This window comes from Methylobacterium frigidaeris (assembly GCF_022179185.1).
Classification (GTDB): Bacteria; Pseudomonadota; Alphaproteobacteria; order Rhizobiales; family Beijerinckiaceae; genus Methylobacterium; species Methylobacterium frigidaeris.
On the sequence record NZ_BPQJ01000012.1, the window covers coordinates 43,166 to 56,761 of the forward strand.

12 protein-coding genes and 1 pseudogene are annotated in these 13,596 nt (G+C 72.6%); 6 read left to right on the forward strand and 7 right to left on the reverse strand.

Going from position 1 to position 13,596, the window contains the following annotated elements:
- The first annotated feature begins 150 nt into the window (after positions 1-150).
- Positions 151-396, forward strand: a complete 246-nt coding sequence (locus MFF64_RS14350) for a hypothetical protein (RefSeq protein WP_099899758.1) — start codon at positions 151-153, stop codon at positions 394-396.
- Between the two features lie 127 nt (positions 397-523).
- Here MFF64_RS14350 and MFF64_RS14355 read toward each other — a convergent pair whose 3' ends face one another.
- Positions 524-1,456, reverse strand: a complete 933-nt coding sequence (locus tag MFF64_RS14355) for a class I SAM-dependent DNA methyltransferase (RefSeq protein WP_099899756.1) — start codon at positions 1,454-1,456, stop codon at positions 524-526.
- Positions 1,457-1,551: 95 nt separating this feature from the next.
- Here MFF64_RS14355 and MFF64_RS14360 point away from each other — a divergent pair, with 95 nt between their 5' ends.
- From MFF64_RS14360 to MFF64_RS14370, 3 genes are read left to right on the forward strand one after another with little or no spacing between them, the layout of a single operon-like run.
- Positions 1,552-2,613, forward strand: coding sequence for a ligase-associated DNA damage response exonuclease (locus MFF64_RS14360; RefSeq protein WP_099899754.1), 1,062 nt, complete (start codon positions 1,552-1,554; stop codon positions 2,611-2,613).
- Positions 2,610-4,304 carry a cisplatin damage response ATP-dependent DNA ligase gene (locus tag MFF64_RS14365; RefSeq protein ID WP_099899752.1) on the forward strand — a complete coding sequence of 565 codons (1,695 nt, stop codon included), beginning with the start codon at positions 2,610-2,612 and terminating at the stop codon, positions 4,302-4,304. The genes MFF64_RS14360 and MFF64_RS14365 overlap by 4 nt, the downstream gene beginning before the upstream one ends.
- Positions 4,301-4,753: a secondary thiamine-phosphate synthase enzyme YjbQ gene (locus MFF64_RS14370; RefSeq protein ID WP_099899750.1), complete on the forward strand. Its 453-nt coding sequence runs from the start codon at positions 4,301-4,303 to the stop codon at positions 4,751-4,753. Before MFF64_RS14365 ends, MFF64_RS14370 begins: the two co-directional genes overlap by 4 nt.
- Before the next feature lie 18 nt (positions 4,754-4,771).
- On the opposite strand, the gene MFF64_RS14375 is transcribed toward MFF64_RS14370, so the two are convergent.
- Positions 4,772-5,599, reverse strand: a complete 828-nt coding sequence (locus MFF64_RS14375; protein ID WP_165795522.1) for an outer membrane protein — start codon at positions 5,597-5,599, stop codon at positions 4,772-4,774.
- 253 nt (positions 5,600-5,852) lie between these two features.
- Between MFF64_RS14375 and MFF64_RS14380 the strand changes: the two genes are divergently transcribed.
- On the forward strand, positions 5,853-6,518 hold the full coding sequence (locus MFF64_RS14380) for a response regulator (RefSeq protein ID WP_093568141.1): 666 nt from the start codon (positions 5,853-5,855) through the stop codon (positions 6,516-6,518).
- A 175-nt stretch (positions 6,519-6,693) separates the two neighbouring features.
- On the opposite strand, the gene MFF64_RS38585 is transcribed toward MFF64_RS14380, so the two are convergent.
- From MFF64_RS38585 to ptsP, 4 genes and pseudogenes are all read right to left on the reverse strand, one after another.
- Positions 6,694-7,683, reverse strand: coding sequence for a PTS fructose transporter subunit IIC (locus tag MFF64_RS38585; RefSeq protein WP_438823076.1), 990 nt, complete (start codon positions 7,681-7,683; stop codon positions 6,694-6,696).
- A gap of 93 nt (positions 7,684-7,776) precedes the next feature.
- A pseudogene (locus MFF64_RS38590) lies at positions 7,777-8,418 on the reverse strand (PTS fructose transporter subunit IIB); the annotation flags it as partial.
- Positions 8,419-8,651: 233 nt separating this feature from the next.
- Positions 8,652-9,593, reverse strand: coding sequence for a 1-phosphofructokinase (pfkB, locus tag MFF64_RS14390; protein ID WP_238191290.1), 942 nt, complete (start codon positions 9,591-9,593; stop codon positions 8,652-8,654).
- Positions 9,590-12,136: a phosphoenolpyruvate--protein phosphotransferase gene (gene ptsP, locus MFF64_RS14395; protein WP_099903063.1), complete on the reverse strand. Its 2,547-nt coding sequence runs from the start codon at positions 12,134-12,136 to the stop codon at positions 9,590-9,592. Before ptsP ends, pfkB begins: the two co-directional genes overlap by 4 nt.
- A 164-nt stretch (positions 12,137-12,300) precedes the next feature.
- Here ptsP and MFF64_RS14400 point away from each other — a divergent pair, with 164 nt between their 5' ends.
- Entirely contained in the window at positions 12,301-13,284 is a 984-nt protein-coding gene (locus tag MFF64_RS14400; protein ID WP_238191292.1) for a LacI family DNA-binding transcriptional regulator, read from the forward strand.
- Positions 13,285-13,341: 57 nt separating this feature from the next.
- Here MFF64_RS14400 and MFF64_RS14405 read toward each other — a convergent pair whose 3' ends face one another.
- Entirely contained in the window at positions 13,342-13,575 is a 234-nt protein-coding gene (locus tag MFF64_RS14405) for a hypothetical protein (protein ID WP_048448241.1), read from the reverse strand.
- Between the last annotated feature and the right edge of the window lie 21 nt (positions 13,576-13,596).

The following is a 13,596-nucleotide window of genomic DNA, read 5'->3' on the forward strand; positions in this document are numbered from 1 at the left end:
GCATCGGCATCCGCCCTCCGATCCTGCGTCGCCTCCCGTTGTGGGACGGCCGCGCCGAGGCCGCGAGGGGCCGCGCGTTAAGCATTGTGGCCCAGAGTGCCGGCACGGGTCGGATCGGCGGCCCATCGAGATCGTGGGTCCCGACCAGCCATGTGGCGCCTCCTCACCGGCGGAATCAAAGTCATCATCGCGATCGCCGCGCTGACCACGGCCGCGAACTGGATCGCGATTCGCGAGAAGGACCGGGCGCCGAGCCCGGCGCTGGCGGCCGCGATCGATCCGCCGACCACCGGCACGATCCAGCCCCGCAGGGCCGAGGCCGCGCCGGCCCGCCTCGACCAGCGCGGCCTCGGCCGGTTGATGTCGGACGCGTCGAGTGACGGACGCCGGCGCTGAGCGAACGCTCAGGTCCTCCGCCAACAGGATTCAACAAATTTCCCTCATCATTCGGGGCTCCGCTGCGCGGCCCCGAATTGACCTCGGAGGCGGGACTGTTGGGCAGACACCCCCGTGAGGCGCAGCCTCACCGCGCCAGCACCACCAGCCACCCCGGCACGCCCGCTCCGTTCTGCCGCCGGATCTCCGCCGGCTCCAGCAGCGCGACCGTCAATCCCGCCGCCGCCGCATCCTCCCGCAGGCTCTCGACGCCGTGCGCGTAGCGCCCGTCCGCCCCGAGCACGGCGTCGCGCTCGCCTGCATGCCCCTGCAATGTGAAGGCGAGCAAGCCGTCGGGAACCAGCACCCGGGCGGTCTCCCGCAGCACCGGGCCGATCTCCCGCAGGTAGATGAACACGTCCGCCGCCACCGCGAGGTCGGCGCTCTCCGGCGGCTCGGTCGTCAGGACGTCCCGCAGGTCGCCCTCGTGCAGACGGGCATAGAGGCCGCTGCGCCGAGCCTCGGCCAGCATCCCCGGGGAGAGATCGACGCCGGCGAGCGTGCCGGCCATGCCGTCGAGGGCCCGGGCCATCAGGCCGGTGCCGCAGCCGAGATCGAGGACGTGGCCGAACTGGACGTCCGGCCCCCGCAGCCGCTCCAGAGCCGCCCGGATCAGCGCCGGGCCACAATAGCCCAGACCCTCCACCAGATGACGCTCGAAGCGGCCGGCATAGCCGTCGAACAGCGCCCGGACGTAGGCCGGCGAGATCGCCTCCTCGGCCGCCAAATCGAGTTCCCCCTCGCCGAGTTCCGCCAGATGCAGGCGGGCGCCCAGAGGATCCTCCGGATCGAGGGCGAGCGCGGCGCGGAACGCCGCCGCGGCCTCTCCCCGCAAAGCCGGGTCGGCGGCGCGGGCGCGGCCGAGCAGCAGCCAGGCCGGGCCGTAGCCGGGCGCGCGTTCCAGCACCTGGGCCGCGAGGTCGGCGGCGGCACCGGCATCGCCCTCGGCCAGGGCGGCCTCGGCCCAGGCGTAGCGGCGGTCGGCGAGGAGATCGCCGGAGGAGCGGGCGGGCGCAGGCATCGCTGAGGGGCTTCTCTCGGGCGGGACGGACGGGACGGGCCGCCTATATACCCGGCTCCGCCGCCGGGAAGAGGCTTCACCGTTCAAGAGGATCAATGGCCCCGCGCCCCACCGAGCTCCTCACCCTGACCCGCGAGGGGCTGTACTGCCCGCCGGGTGATTTCCACGTCGATCCGGTCCGCCCGGTGCCGCGCGCGCTCATCACCCACGGCCATGCCGACCACGCGAGGGCGGGCCACGGCGCCGTGCTGGCGACGCCCGAGACCCTGCGCATCATGGCGGTGCGCTACGGCGAGAACTTCTGCGAGACCCGCCAGGAAGCGCGGCTCGGCGAGGCCATCCGCCTCGGCGACGTCACGGTGCGCTTCCACCCCGCCGGCCACGTCCTCGGCTCGGCCCAGATCGCGATCGAGCAGGGCGGCTGCCGGATCGTCAATTCGGGCGACTACAAGCGCGCCCGCGACCCGACCTGCCTCGGCTTCGAGGTCGTGCCCTGCGACGTGTTCATCACCGAGGCCACCTTCGGCCTGCCGGTCTTCCGCCACCCGATGGCCCGCGACGAGGTGCGCAAGCTGCTCGATTCGGTCCGGCTCTTTCCCGAGCGCACCCACATCGTCGGCGCCTACGCGCTGGGCAAGGCGCAGCGGGTGATGGCGCTGCTGCGCGAGGAGGGCTTTTCCGATCCGATCTACCTCCACGGCGCGATGGAGAAGCTGACCGATCTCTACCGGCGCGAGGGCATCCCGCTCGGCGAGACGATCAAGGTCGTGGCGGCGGAGCGGCCGAAGCTCGGCGGCAAGATCGTGATCTGCCCGCCCTCCGCGATCCAGGACCTGTGGTCGCGCAAGTTCCCCGATCCGGTCACCGGCTTCGCCTCGGGCTGGATGCGGGTGCGCGCCCGCGCCCGCCAGAAGGGCGTCGAGCTGCCGCTCGTCATCTCCGACCATTCGGACTGGGACGACCTCTGCCGCACCATCCGGGACACCGGCGCCGGCGAGGTCTGGGTCACCCATGGCCAGGAGGACGCCCTGGTCCATTGGTGCGGCACGCAAGGGATCCGCGCCAAGCCCCTGCACATGCTCGGCTACGGCGACGAGGGCGAGGCGGAGCCCGAGCCGCAGGATGCCGGGACGCCCGCCGCGGAGAGTGCCGCGTGAACGACTTCGCCCATCTCCTCGACCGCCTCGCCTACGAGCCGCGGCGCAACGCCAAGCTGCGCCTGCTCCAGGACTTCTTCCGCCACACCCCCGACCCGGACCGCGGCTACGCGCTCGCCGCCATGACCGGATCGCTCAGCTTCCGCGAGGCGAAGCCCGGCCTGATCCGCGGCCTCGTCGAGGAGCGGGTCGATCCGGTGCTGTTCCGGATGTCGCACAACTACGTCGGCGATCTCGCCGAGGCCACCGCCCTGATCTGGCCGGGGAGAGGGGACGAGCCGGGCCCGGGCCACAACAACCCGCCGGTGCCGACCCTGTCCGAGGTGGTGGAGGCTCTGGGCACGATCGGAAAGGGCGAGCTGCCGGCGCGGCTGGCCGCCTGGCTCGACGCCCTCGACGAGACCGGGCGCTGGGCGCTCCTCAAGCTCATCACCGGGGAATTGCGCGTCGGCGTGTCGGCGCGGCTCGCCAAGACCGCGGTGGCGAGCCTCGGCGGGCACGAGGCCGACGCGGTCGAGGAGGTCTGGCACGGTCTCGAGGCGCCCTACCTCGAGCTGTTCGCCTGGGTCGAGGGCCGGTCCGGCCCGCCGGAATCGGTCAACCCGGCGCCGTTCCGCCCAGCCATGCTCTCGCATCCGATCGAGGAGGAGGCGGATCTGGAGAAGCTCGACGCGGACGCGTTCTCGGCCGAGTGGAAATGGGACGGCATCCGGGTCCAGCTCGCCGGCGGGCGCGACCGCGAGGGGCGGCAGGTCCAGAAAATCTACTCGCGCACCGGCGAGGACATTTCCGGCGCCTTCCCGGACCTCGCCGAGGCGATCACCTTCTCGGGCGCCCTCGACGGCGAGCTGCTGATCCTGCGCGAGGAGCGGGTGCAGAGCTTCAACGTGCTGCAGCAGCGCCTGAACCGGAAGGCCGTCACCCCGAAGCTGCTCCAGGACTTCCCCGCCCATGTCCGCGCCTACGACCTCCTGGCCGAGGGCGAGGAGGACCTGCGGCCGTTGGGCTTCGCCGAGCGCCGGGCCCGGCTGGAGCGCTTCGTCGCCGGGCTCGACCATGCCCGCATCGACCTCTCGCCCCTGGTGCCGTTCGCGGACTGGCAGGCCCTCGCCGCCGCCCGGGCCGATCCGGCCTCGGTCGGCGCCGGGCCGGATGCGGATGCCATCGAGGGCGTGATGCTCAAGCGGCTCACCAGCCCCTACCAGCCCGGCCGGCCCAAGGGCCCGTGGTGGAAGTGGAAGCGCGAGCCCTACCTCGTCGACGCCGTGATGATGTACGCCCAGCGCGGCCACGGGAAGCGCTCGTCGTTCTATTCCGACTACACGTTCGGGGTCTGGCGCGAGGCGCCGGACGGGGTGGAGGAGCTGGTGCCGGTGGGCAAGGCCTATCACGGCTTCACCGACGAGGAGCTGGCCAAGCTCGACCGCTACGTCCGCAACCACACCACCAAGCGCTTCGGCCCGGTGCGGGAGGTCGAGTACGGCGTGACGAAGGGGCTGGTGCTGGAGATCGCCTTCGAGGGCGTGCAGCGCTCGACCCGGCACAAATCGGGCGTGGCGATGCGCTTTCCCCGGGTCAGCCGCATCCGCTGGGACAAACCGCCGGCCGAGGCCGACCGGATCGAGGCGCTGGAGCGCATCCTGGCCCGCGGCGAGAAGGAAGTTCACCCCGGACGGGAGATCGCCGAATGAGACGCGTCGAGATGCTGGACAGCGGCGCCGTGACCCGCCAGGCCACCGGGCGCCTCGTGGTCGACACGAAGGGCCAGGGCTTCACCGAGATCACCGACGCGGTCGCCGGCTTCGTGCGCGAGGCGGCCTTGCGGCACGGGCTGCTCACGGCGTTCTGCCGCCACACCTCGGCCTCCCTGACGATCCAGGAGAATGCCGACCCGGACGTGCGCACCGACCTGATGACCGCCCTCGACCGGCTGGCGCCGCGGAACGCTTCTTACGTCCACGGCATCGAGGGGCCGGACGACATGCCGGCGCACATCCGCACCCTTCTGACCGATGCGGCGCTGACCGTTCCTCTCGTCGATGGCAGGCTGGCGCTCGGCACGTGGCAGGGGATCTACCTGATCGAACACCGCGACCGGCCGCACCGGCGCGAGATCGTGCTGCACCTCGTCGGCCAGTGAATCCGCGCCGGCATACCCTCAGAGCCAGTTCAGCCGGTGGTTCACGCCGATGCGCAGTTGGTGCACGTCGAAGCCGGCATTGAAGCGGGCGGTGTAGGGTCCGGCCCGGACCGCGACCGTGCGGTCGAGGTCGGCGTAGAGGTATTCCGACTTGACCGTCCAGTTCGGCATCACGGCGTATTCGAGGCCGGCGCCGACGACGTAGCCGTCGACCGGCATCGACCGGCCACCCGCGGCCGAGAAGCCGCCGAACGAGATCGCGCCCGGGATGGCGACCGGCAGGCCGGCGGGCAGGTTCTTGACCGGTAACGGCACCGAGAAGCCCGGGACCGTGACGCCGCCGCTGACGCCGATCTCCGACACCGCCCAGCCGCCGGTGGCGTAGGCGAGCAGGGGCCCCCAGGCGTAGCCGAGACGGCCGCGAAGCGTCGCGAAGTAGGTGTCGGTACCGAGGCCGCCCTCCGCCGAGAAGCCGAGCTTGGGCAGCGCGACCGAGGATTCCGATCGGAACGACGCGTAGCCGCCATCGGCCTCGATGCCGAGCACGACGCCGCCGCCGAGGATGTGCGGTGGAAGCTGGATGTTGTAACCCACCGTGCCGCCGCCGGCGAAGCCGCCGAGGGAGGTGCGGCCGCTCACGGTCGGCAGCGGCGCCAACGTCTCGCCGCGGAAGGCACCCTCCGCGGCCGCGCCGACCTGGACGCCGACATACGCGCCGGACCAGCCCGCCGGCTCGCTCGCCGGCAGGGACGGCCGCAGCACCGTCTCACGGAACGGGAGATCCGCGGCGTTCGCGAGCGTGACGTGTGCGAGGAGCGCCGGGATCACGGCCAGAAATGTCTTCACCGAAGCCTCTAACATAGTCTCACCGACGATAAGTCGCAAATATGGTTAATCGCGAATTAATGCCGATGCGATCCATTGTCGGACGAGGTGCGGCGCGGACCGCCGGGGAACCGCCGTCCGCGCAGTCCGCGGATTCTCTCTCCGACGTGGAGATCGCGCGGCGCCCGGTTCCAAGCCCGGCAAAAAAGCTATAGAGACAAAAGAAGTAGGCCGAGAAGCGCCAAGGAGCGCGGGTGCCGTGGCGGGGAGTGAGTTGGGTTCCGAGACCACCATCGTCGTCGCGGACGACCACCCGCTCTTTCGCGGCGCCCTGCGCGGCGCCGTGACGGCGATCATGCCCGGCGCCCGGATCATCGAGGCGAGCGGGCTCGAGCCCCTGACGGCGATCCTCGACCGGGAGCCCGAGATCGACCTCGTGCTCCTCGACCTGACGATGCCGGGGGTGCAGGGCTTCTCCGGCCTGATCTACCTGCGGGCGCAGCACCCGGCGATCCCCGTGGTGATCGTCTCGGCCAACGAGGATCCGGTGGTGATCCGCCGCGCCCTCGATTTCGGCGCCGCCGGCTTCATCCCGAAATCCCTCGAGGTCGACCGCATCGGCGAGGCGATCGGCCAGGTGCTCGCCGGCGGCAACTGGTCGCCGCCCGACATCGAGCTGTCGGCCTCCGAGGACAAGGAGACGGCCGACCTGATGCGCCGCCTCGCCACCCTGACGCCGCAGCAGGTGCGGGTGCTGATGATGCTGTCCGAGGGCCTGCTCAACAAGCAGATCGCCTACGAGCTCGGCGTCTCGGAGGCGACTGTGAAGGCCCACGTCTCGGCGATCCTGCAGAAGCTCGGCGTCGAGAGCCGCACCCAGGCCGTGATCGTCTCCTCGCGCATCGGCGCGACGCTGAAGCCCCCGGCCGGGGTGGAGTAGGGCGCGTCACGACGTCCCCAGGACTCGCGTCGCAGCCTCGCCGGTTCCGACGGAGGTCGAGCAACGACCCATGGGACCGCGGCTGCGCGCCGTCGTCGATCGGGACATGCCCCGAGCGGCGACGATCCGGATGGCTCGAGACCAGTCCGGGACCGTCGCCGCCGAGGCCGTCCGCTCAGGCCGCCCGCTTCTTGAATACGCCCACCAGCACGGCCGTGATCACGGTGCCGGCGACGAGGGCCACCACGGCGCCCAGCACCGGGGTGATCGCGTTCGGGATCGGCAGCACGAACAGGCCGCCATGGGGCACGCGAAGCGCGACCCCGAGGGTCATCGACAGGGCGCCCGCCACCGCCGAGCCCGCCACCAGCGCCGGGATCACCCGCAGCGGGTCGGCGGCCGCGAAGGGGATCGCGCCCTCGGTGATGAAGGCGGCGCCGAGCACCGCCGCGGCGCTCCCGGCCTCGCGCTCGGCCGCGGTGAAGCGGCCGGGGAAGAGCCGGGTGGCGAGGGCGATGCCGAGCGGCGGGGTCATGCCGGCGAGCATCACGGCGGCCATCGGAGTATAGATGCCCGAGGAGATCAGGGCGGCGGAGGAGGCGTAGGCCGCCTTGTTGATCGGCCCGCCCATGTCGACCGCCATCATGGCGCCGAGGATCAGGCCGAGCAGCAGCGCGCTCGCGCCCTGCATGCCCTTGAGCCAGGCGGTGAGCGCCGCCAGCAGGGCCGCCACCGGCACGCCGACGACGTAGACCATCAGGAGGCCGGTCACCAGGGTGCCGATCAGCGGCAGGATCAGGACGGGCTTCAGGCCCTCCAGGTTCTTCGGCAGGCGGATGTGGCGGCTGAGAAACGAGACGGTGTAGCCGGCGATGAAGCCCGCCACGATGCCGCCGAGGAAGCCCGCATTGAGGTTGGCTGCCAGCATGCCGCCGATCATGCCGGGCGCGATGCCGGGCCGGTCGGCGATCGAGTAGGCGATGTAGCCGGCGAGCGCCGGCACGATCAGCGCGAAGGCCGCCTTGGCGCCGATCTCGCCGAGCGCGAAGCCGAGGGTGCCCTTGTTCTCGGGCGACATCGCGTCGATGCCCCCGAAGGCGAAGGCCAGCGCGATCAGCAGGCCGCCCGCCACCACGAAGGGCAGCATGAACGACACACCGGTCATCAGGTGCTTGTAGGCGCCGGCCTTCTTCTCGGCGGCAGCCGGGCGGGCGGGGCCGGACTCGGTGGCCTCGGCTCCTTGCAGCTCGGCGTCCTTGAGGGCGGTGGCGATCAGGCCCTTGCCGTCGCGGATCGCCGCCTTGGTGGTGGCGGCGTAGACCCGCTTGCCCGAGAAGCGGCCGCGATCGACCCCGGTATCGGCGGCGATCAGCACGATGTCGGCCGCCGCGATCTCGTCCGGCGTCAGGGCGTCGCGGGCGCCGACCGACCCTTGCGTCTCGACCCGCGCGTCGTGGCCGAGCGCCTGTGCCGCGGCCTGGATCCCTTCCGCCGCCATGAAGGTGTGGGCGATGCCGGTCGGGCAGGAGGTGATGGCAACGATGCGCTTGGGCCCGCCCGCCTCGGGCGCACTGCCGTGGCTCCTGTCGCCGAGGCTTTTGCCCGCAAGCGCCCGGTCGATCACCCCGTCGACGTCGGTGAGCACGTCCTCGATCGCGGCCTTCGCCCGGCTCAAGCGCCCGAAGCGGCCCTCGCCGAGATCGCCGGTGCCGACGAGGAGCACCGCGTCGGCGCCCTGGATCGCGCCCTCGCTCAGGGGCGCGCCGGTCGCGCCGCGGCCGCGGACCTCGAGGTCGAGGCGCTGGTTGCGCCGCCCCGCCGCCCGGCGCAGGGCCTCGGCCGCCAGCACCGCATGGGTGCCGAGATCGCCGCCTCCGACGACGGCCACCAAGTGGGTCATGCGTTGTTCCTCCTCGGAGTTGCTGTGATATCCAGCTGAAGTATTCTTCGAGCGACTTGATCGTCGTTCCAACCATCCACCCGGAGCCTCATCCTGAGGCGCTGCTGCTTGCAGCAGCCTCGGAGGAGAGCCCCCGAGATCACGTGACGTCTGGAGGCCTCCTTCGAGGCTCAGCGATCTTCGATCGCCACCACCTCAGGATGACTTCGCGAATCGGATGGCGCGGCCTTGGATCACGCCGTCAGGGCGCGGATCTCGATCGTCTTGGCAATCGTCTCGACACGCTCGCGCCCCGGCAGGTGGGCACCGCTCCGGGTCAGCTTGCCGGCCGCGAAGGCCAGCGCCAGGCGGGCGGTGTCGGCGAGGCTCGAGCCCGTGCAGAGGCCGGCCACGAGACCGGCCACCAGGGCGTCGCCGGCCCCGACGGTGCTCGCCACCTCCATCGTCGGAGGCTGCGCGTGCAGCACCTCCCCGTCGCGCACGAACACCGCGCCCTCCGCCCCGAGCGACACCACCACGAGCGGGATGCCCCGCCGCACCAGGTCCTGCGCCGCCTCCACCACGTCGGCGAGGGCGGGGAGGGGGCGGCCGGCCCATTCCTCCAGCTCGTGCCGGTTCGGCTTGACCGCGTCGGGCAGGGTCGCGGCCGCGAGGGCGGCGGCGAGCGCCGGGCCGGAGGCGTCGAGCAGCACCCGGGCGCCCCGGGCCTTCAGCTCCGCCGTCAGCGCGGCGTACAGGCCGGGCTCCGCGCCCGCCGGCAGGCTGCCGGCCAGCACCGTGAGGGTGTCCGGGCCGGCCGCCTCGGCCAGCAGGGCCCGCACTGCCCGCAGGGTCGCGGTGTCGAGGATGAGGCCCGGCAGGTTCACGTCGGTGGTGCCGGCGGCATCGACGAGCTTCAGGTTGGTGCGGGTCTCGCCCGGCACCCAGACGCAGCGATCCTCGATGCCCTTGGCGGAGAACAGGGCCTCGAAGGCGGTGGCGTTGTCGGCGCCGAGCACCCCCGCGGCGGCGACCGGGATGCCCCAATCGGCGAGGCAGCTCGCCACGTTGATGCCCTTGCCGCCGGCATCGTCCCGCACCGCCTGGGCGCGGTGGACCGTGCCCGGCTCCAGCCTCTCGAGGGTGACGGTCCGGTCGATCGCCGGGTTGAGGGTGAGGGTGAGGACGCGGGTCACGACCGCACCTCCGATCGGTCGAGGGCGCGGACCGACGCGGCGTCGGGTTGGGCGCAGGCCTCGTCGGCGAGTGCCTTCAGATCGGCGAGGGAGGCGGCGCGCAGGCGCGCCTTCACGGCCGGCAGGTCGCGCGGCGTCATCGAGAGTTCGTGCACGCCGAGGCCCGCGAGGAGGCCCGCCCCGAACGGATCGCCGGCGATGCCGCCGCAGACCCCGACGAAGCGCCCGTGCCGGGCGGCGCCCTCGCAGGTCATCCGCACCAGGCGCAGGACCGCCGGGTGGAGCGAGTCGGCCTCCGGCGCCAGCTCGGTGTTCTGACGGTCGATGGCCAGCGCGTATTGCGTGAGGTCGTTGGTGCCGATCGAGAAGAAGTCGCAATGGGCGGCCAGCGCATCGGCCTGGATCGCCGCCGCCGGCACCTCGATCATGATGCCGAGCGGCACCTCGGGCGCACCGATCTCGGCCCGGATCCGCTCGCAGGCCTCGCGCAGGGCCAGCACCTCGGGCACCGAGGTGATCATCGGGAACATGATCGAGAGCGGCGCGTCCTTGCCGGTCGGGGCACCCGCCGGCACGCAATCCTTCGCGGCGCGGTAGAGGGCGCGCAGCTGCGGCTCCATCAGGTCGGGTCGGCGCAGGAGCAACCGGGCGCCGCGCACGCCGAGGAAGGGGTTCTCCTCCTTCGGCAGGGCGAGGTGGGGCACCTGCTTGTCGCCGCCGATGTCGAGGGCGCGCACGATCAGCGGGCGGCCATCCAGCGCTTCCAGCATCGCCCGGTAGGTGGCGTACTGGTCGTCCTCGTCCGGGGTGTCGCCGCGCTCGAGGAACAGGAACTCGGTGCGCATCAGGCCGACGCCCTCGGCGCCCTGCGACAGGGCGAAGGGTACCTGATCGGGCGTGTTGACGTTGGCGCCGACGGCGAGATCGTGCCCGTCGCGGGTGCGGGCCGGCAGGCCGCGCTCGCGGGCCTCCGCCTCCTGCGTCGCGCGCAGGGCGTCGCGCCACGCTTGCGCCGAGGCGAGGTCGCGCTCGCTCGGATCGACGTAGAGCCGCCCGGTGGTGCCGTCGAGGATCGCGCGCTTGCCCGCCGGGAGCGCGAGCAGGCCGGGCCCGGCCGCCACCACGGACGGAATCCCCAGGGTGCGGGCGAGGATCGCGGTGTGGGAGGTCGGGCCGCCTTGCGCGGTCGCGAGCCCGAGCACCCGGGCGGGGTCGAGCCCGGCCGTGTCGGAGGGCGCGAGGTCGGGGCTGAGAAGGATGCAGGGCTGGTCCGGCAGGGCATGGCCGGACTGGAGCGCGGGGTCGATCTGCGCCAGCACCCGGCGGCCGACGTCGCGGAGATCCGCCGCGCGGGCCGCCAGCACGGGGTTGCCGAGGGCCGAGAGCTGACCGGCCATCCGCTCCACCGCCTGGTGCCATGCGAAGGCGACGCCGTGGCCCTCGACCATCAGCTGGCAGGCCAGCGTGATCAGGTCGGTGTCGGCGATGAGGTCGGCTTGCGCCTTGAAGATCCCTGCATCGGCCTTTCCGAGGCGCCGGCCGGTATCGTCGGCGAGCGCCCGGAGCTGGGCCGCCGTGGATTCGAGGGCCGCGTGCAGCCGGTCGCCGCCGCTCGTCAGCGGCTCGGGCTCGTCCGGCACCGCGACCTCCGTCGGCCCGAGCACGTGGATCGGCCCGAGGGCGAGGCCCGGGCTCGCGCCGATGCCGGGGATCACCTGGCACGGATCGGCCGGGTTCCAGCCCGCCACCGGGGCGGCGGCCCTCGCGGCGGCGTCCGCCGCGCGGGCGGCGGCGGCCTTCTCCCCGGCGGACAGGCCCGTGACCACGGCCTTGAGCCGGGCGAGAGCTGCGGGCGCGTCATCGCCCTCGGCGGAAATCACCGCCTCGTCGCCGGCGCGCAGGCCGAGCTGGAGCAGGGCGATGAGGTTCTTGGCATCCGCCACCTCGGCGCCGTGGCGGACCTGGATCCGGGCGGGGCTGCCGCGGGCCGCCTCGACCCAGGCCGAGGCCGGACGGGCGTGCAGGCCGGTCGGATAATCGACGGTCCAGGCGAAGCTCTGGCCTAAATCCGCCGCCGGGCCGGCGCTGCCCGGGGCGGCGGCATCCTCGGCGAGCGCCGCGGCGATCTCGGCGGGATCGTTCGTGGTGCGCAGGCGCTCCAGCCGGGCCTCGTCCTGGATCAGGCGGGTGAGGCGGCGCAGGACCGTGATGTGGGTGTCGGACTGGGCGGCGATCGCCACGACCAGGTGGGCGTCCTGCCCGTCATGCCAGGCGACCCCGCCGGGCACCTGCAGCACGGCGAGACCGCTCTCGCGCACCAGGGCGCGGTCGTCGACCATGCCGTGCGGGATCACCACGCCGTGGCCCAGATAGGTGTTCGCCACCGCCTCGCGGCGCAGCATGCTGGCCTCGTAGGCCGGGTCGATGCAGCCGGCGGCGACGAGGAGCTGGGCCGCCTCGCGGATCGCGGCCTCCTTGGTCGTCGGGGCGGCGGCGGTGCGGATCAGGACGCGCGGCGTCAGCGGCGGTGTCGGCGCGAGCATGGCGAGCTTCCTCCCGGAAAGCGATCGGGTTTTCCTTGTCGCTCATGAAAACGTTTTCACAACGCATGTCAATCGACGATGTGCGATCCGGACCTGTCAGGACTTGCACCCCTCGCTTCAGACTGTCACAACGGTGTGTCGAACATGAAAACGTTTTCGAGGCGATGACCGTCGGCATCCGTGACGTCGCCCGCGCGGCGGGCGTTTCCACCGCGACCGTGTCGCGGGCTCTGGGCAAGGGCCCGGTCAGTGACGCGTTGCGCGAGCAGGTCGAGGCGGCGGTCCGGGCGACCGGCTACCGGCCGAACCTCTCGGCCCGCCGCCTGCGCTCGCAATCCGCCCAGACCATCGGGCTCATCGTCGCCGACATCCGCAACCCGTTCTTCACCGCGGTCAGCCGGGCGGTCGAGGACGCGGCCTACCAGGCCGGGATGCGGCTGATCCTGTGCAACACCGGCGAGGATGCCGAGCGCGAGGCCCTGTACCTGCGCCTGATGCAGGAGGAGCGGGTCACCGGCGTCGTCTTCGCGCCGACCCGCCGCACCGCCGAGCGGCTGCGGCCGGAGGATTTCCCGTTCCCGCTGGTGCTGATCGACCGGACCGGGCCGCCCGGCGGGCATGACGGGGTGGTGCTCGACAACGTCGCGGCGGGGAGCGCCCTGGTCGACCACCTGGTGGAGCAGGGCTATTCCCGCATCGCCGGCCTGTTCGGCTCCACCAGCTCGACCGCCGAGGAGCGCCGCGACGGCTATCTCTCGGCGATGCGCCGGCACGGGCTGGAGCCGCGGATGCGCAACGTGCCGCCGGACGCCGAACCGGCGCAAGCCGAGGTGGCGCGCTGGCTCGCCGAGCCGGGGAGGCCCGAGGCCCTGATCGTCTCGAACGGCCTCATCCTGATGGGGGCGGTGCGGGCGGCCCGCGCGGCGGGTGTCGCCTGGCCCGGCGGGATCGCGCTCGCGGGCTTCGACAACGAGCCCTGGACCGAGCTGATCGAGCCCGGCCTGACGGTGATCGAGCAGCCCGTCGCCGAGATCGGCACCCAGGCGATGGGGCTTCTGTTCGACCGCTTGAAGACCCCGGGCCAGCCGGTGCGCAAGGTGGTGCTGAGCGGGCGGCTGATCGCCCGGGGGTCGACGGGGCGGCGGTGAGAATCTTCCTGGACTTCGACCCGGCTGAGAGGATCGAAGCGGATTCTTGATGGAATCCTACGGCTTCTCCTCCGCCGGGCTGTGCTTCTGCGGCTTGTGCCCGTCCTGCCCGGGATTGTTGTGCTTGTTGTGGTCGCGGCTCTCCTGGTGGGTGGAGGGCGGCCGGGTCGGGTCGGCGCTGGTGCGGATGCGGGCGCCGCCGCCGGCCGGGACGTTGGGGCCGTCCTTGCCCTCGATCAGCCGGATGTTCTGCGCGTGGGTCTTGTCGCCGTGGGGCTTCTCGCCGGCCATGGGCTCCTCCTGTCGCGGATG

Bases quoted from the DNA above. Each gene is read 5' to 3' on its own strand.
- MFF64_RS14350 (WP_099899758.1), top strand. From the start codon at position 151: ATGTGGCGCCTCCTCACCGGCGGAATCAAAGTCATCATCGCGATCGCC.
- MFF64_RS14355 (WP_099899756.1), bottom strand. From the start codon at position 1,456: ATGCCTGCGCCCGCCCGCTCCTCCGGCGATCTCCTCGCCGACCGCCGC.
- MFF64_RS14360 (WP_099899754.1), top strand. From the start codon at position 1,552: ATGGCCCCGCGCCCCACCGAGCTCCTCACCCTGACCCGCGAGGGGCTG.
- MFF64_RS14370 (WP_099899750.1), top strand. From the start codon at position 4,301: ATGAGACGCGTCGAGATGCTGGACAGCGGCGCCGTGACCCGCCAGGCC.
- MFF64_RS38585 (WP_438823076.1), bottom strand. From the start codon at position 7,683: ATGACCGGTGTGTCGTTCATGCTGCCCTTCGTGGTGGCGGGCGGCCTG.
- ptsP (WP_099903063.1), bottom strand. From the start codon at position 12,136: ATGCTCGCGCCGACACCGCCGCTGACGCCGCGCGTCCTGATCCGCACC.
- MFF64_RS14400 (WP_238191292.1), top strand. From the start codon at position 12,301: ATGACCGTCGGCATCCGTGACGTCGCCCGCGCGGCGGGCGTTTCCACC.
- MFF64_RS14405 (WP_048448241.1), bottom strand. From the start codon at position 13,575: ATGGCCGGCGAGAAGCCCCACGGCGACAAGACCCACGCGCAGAACATC.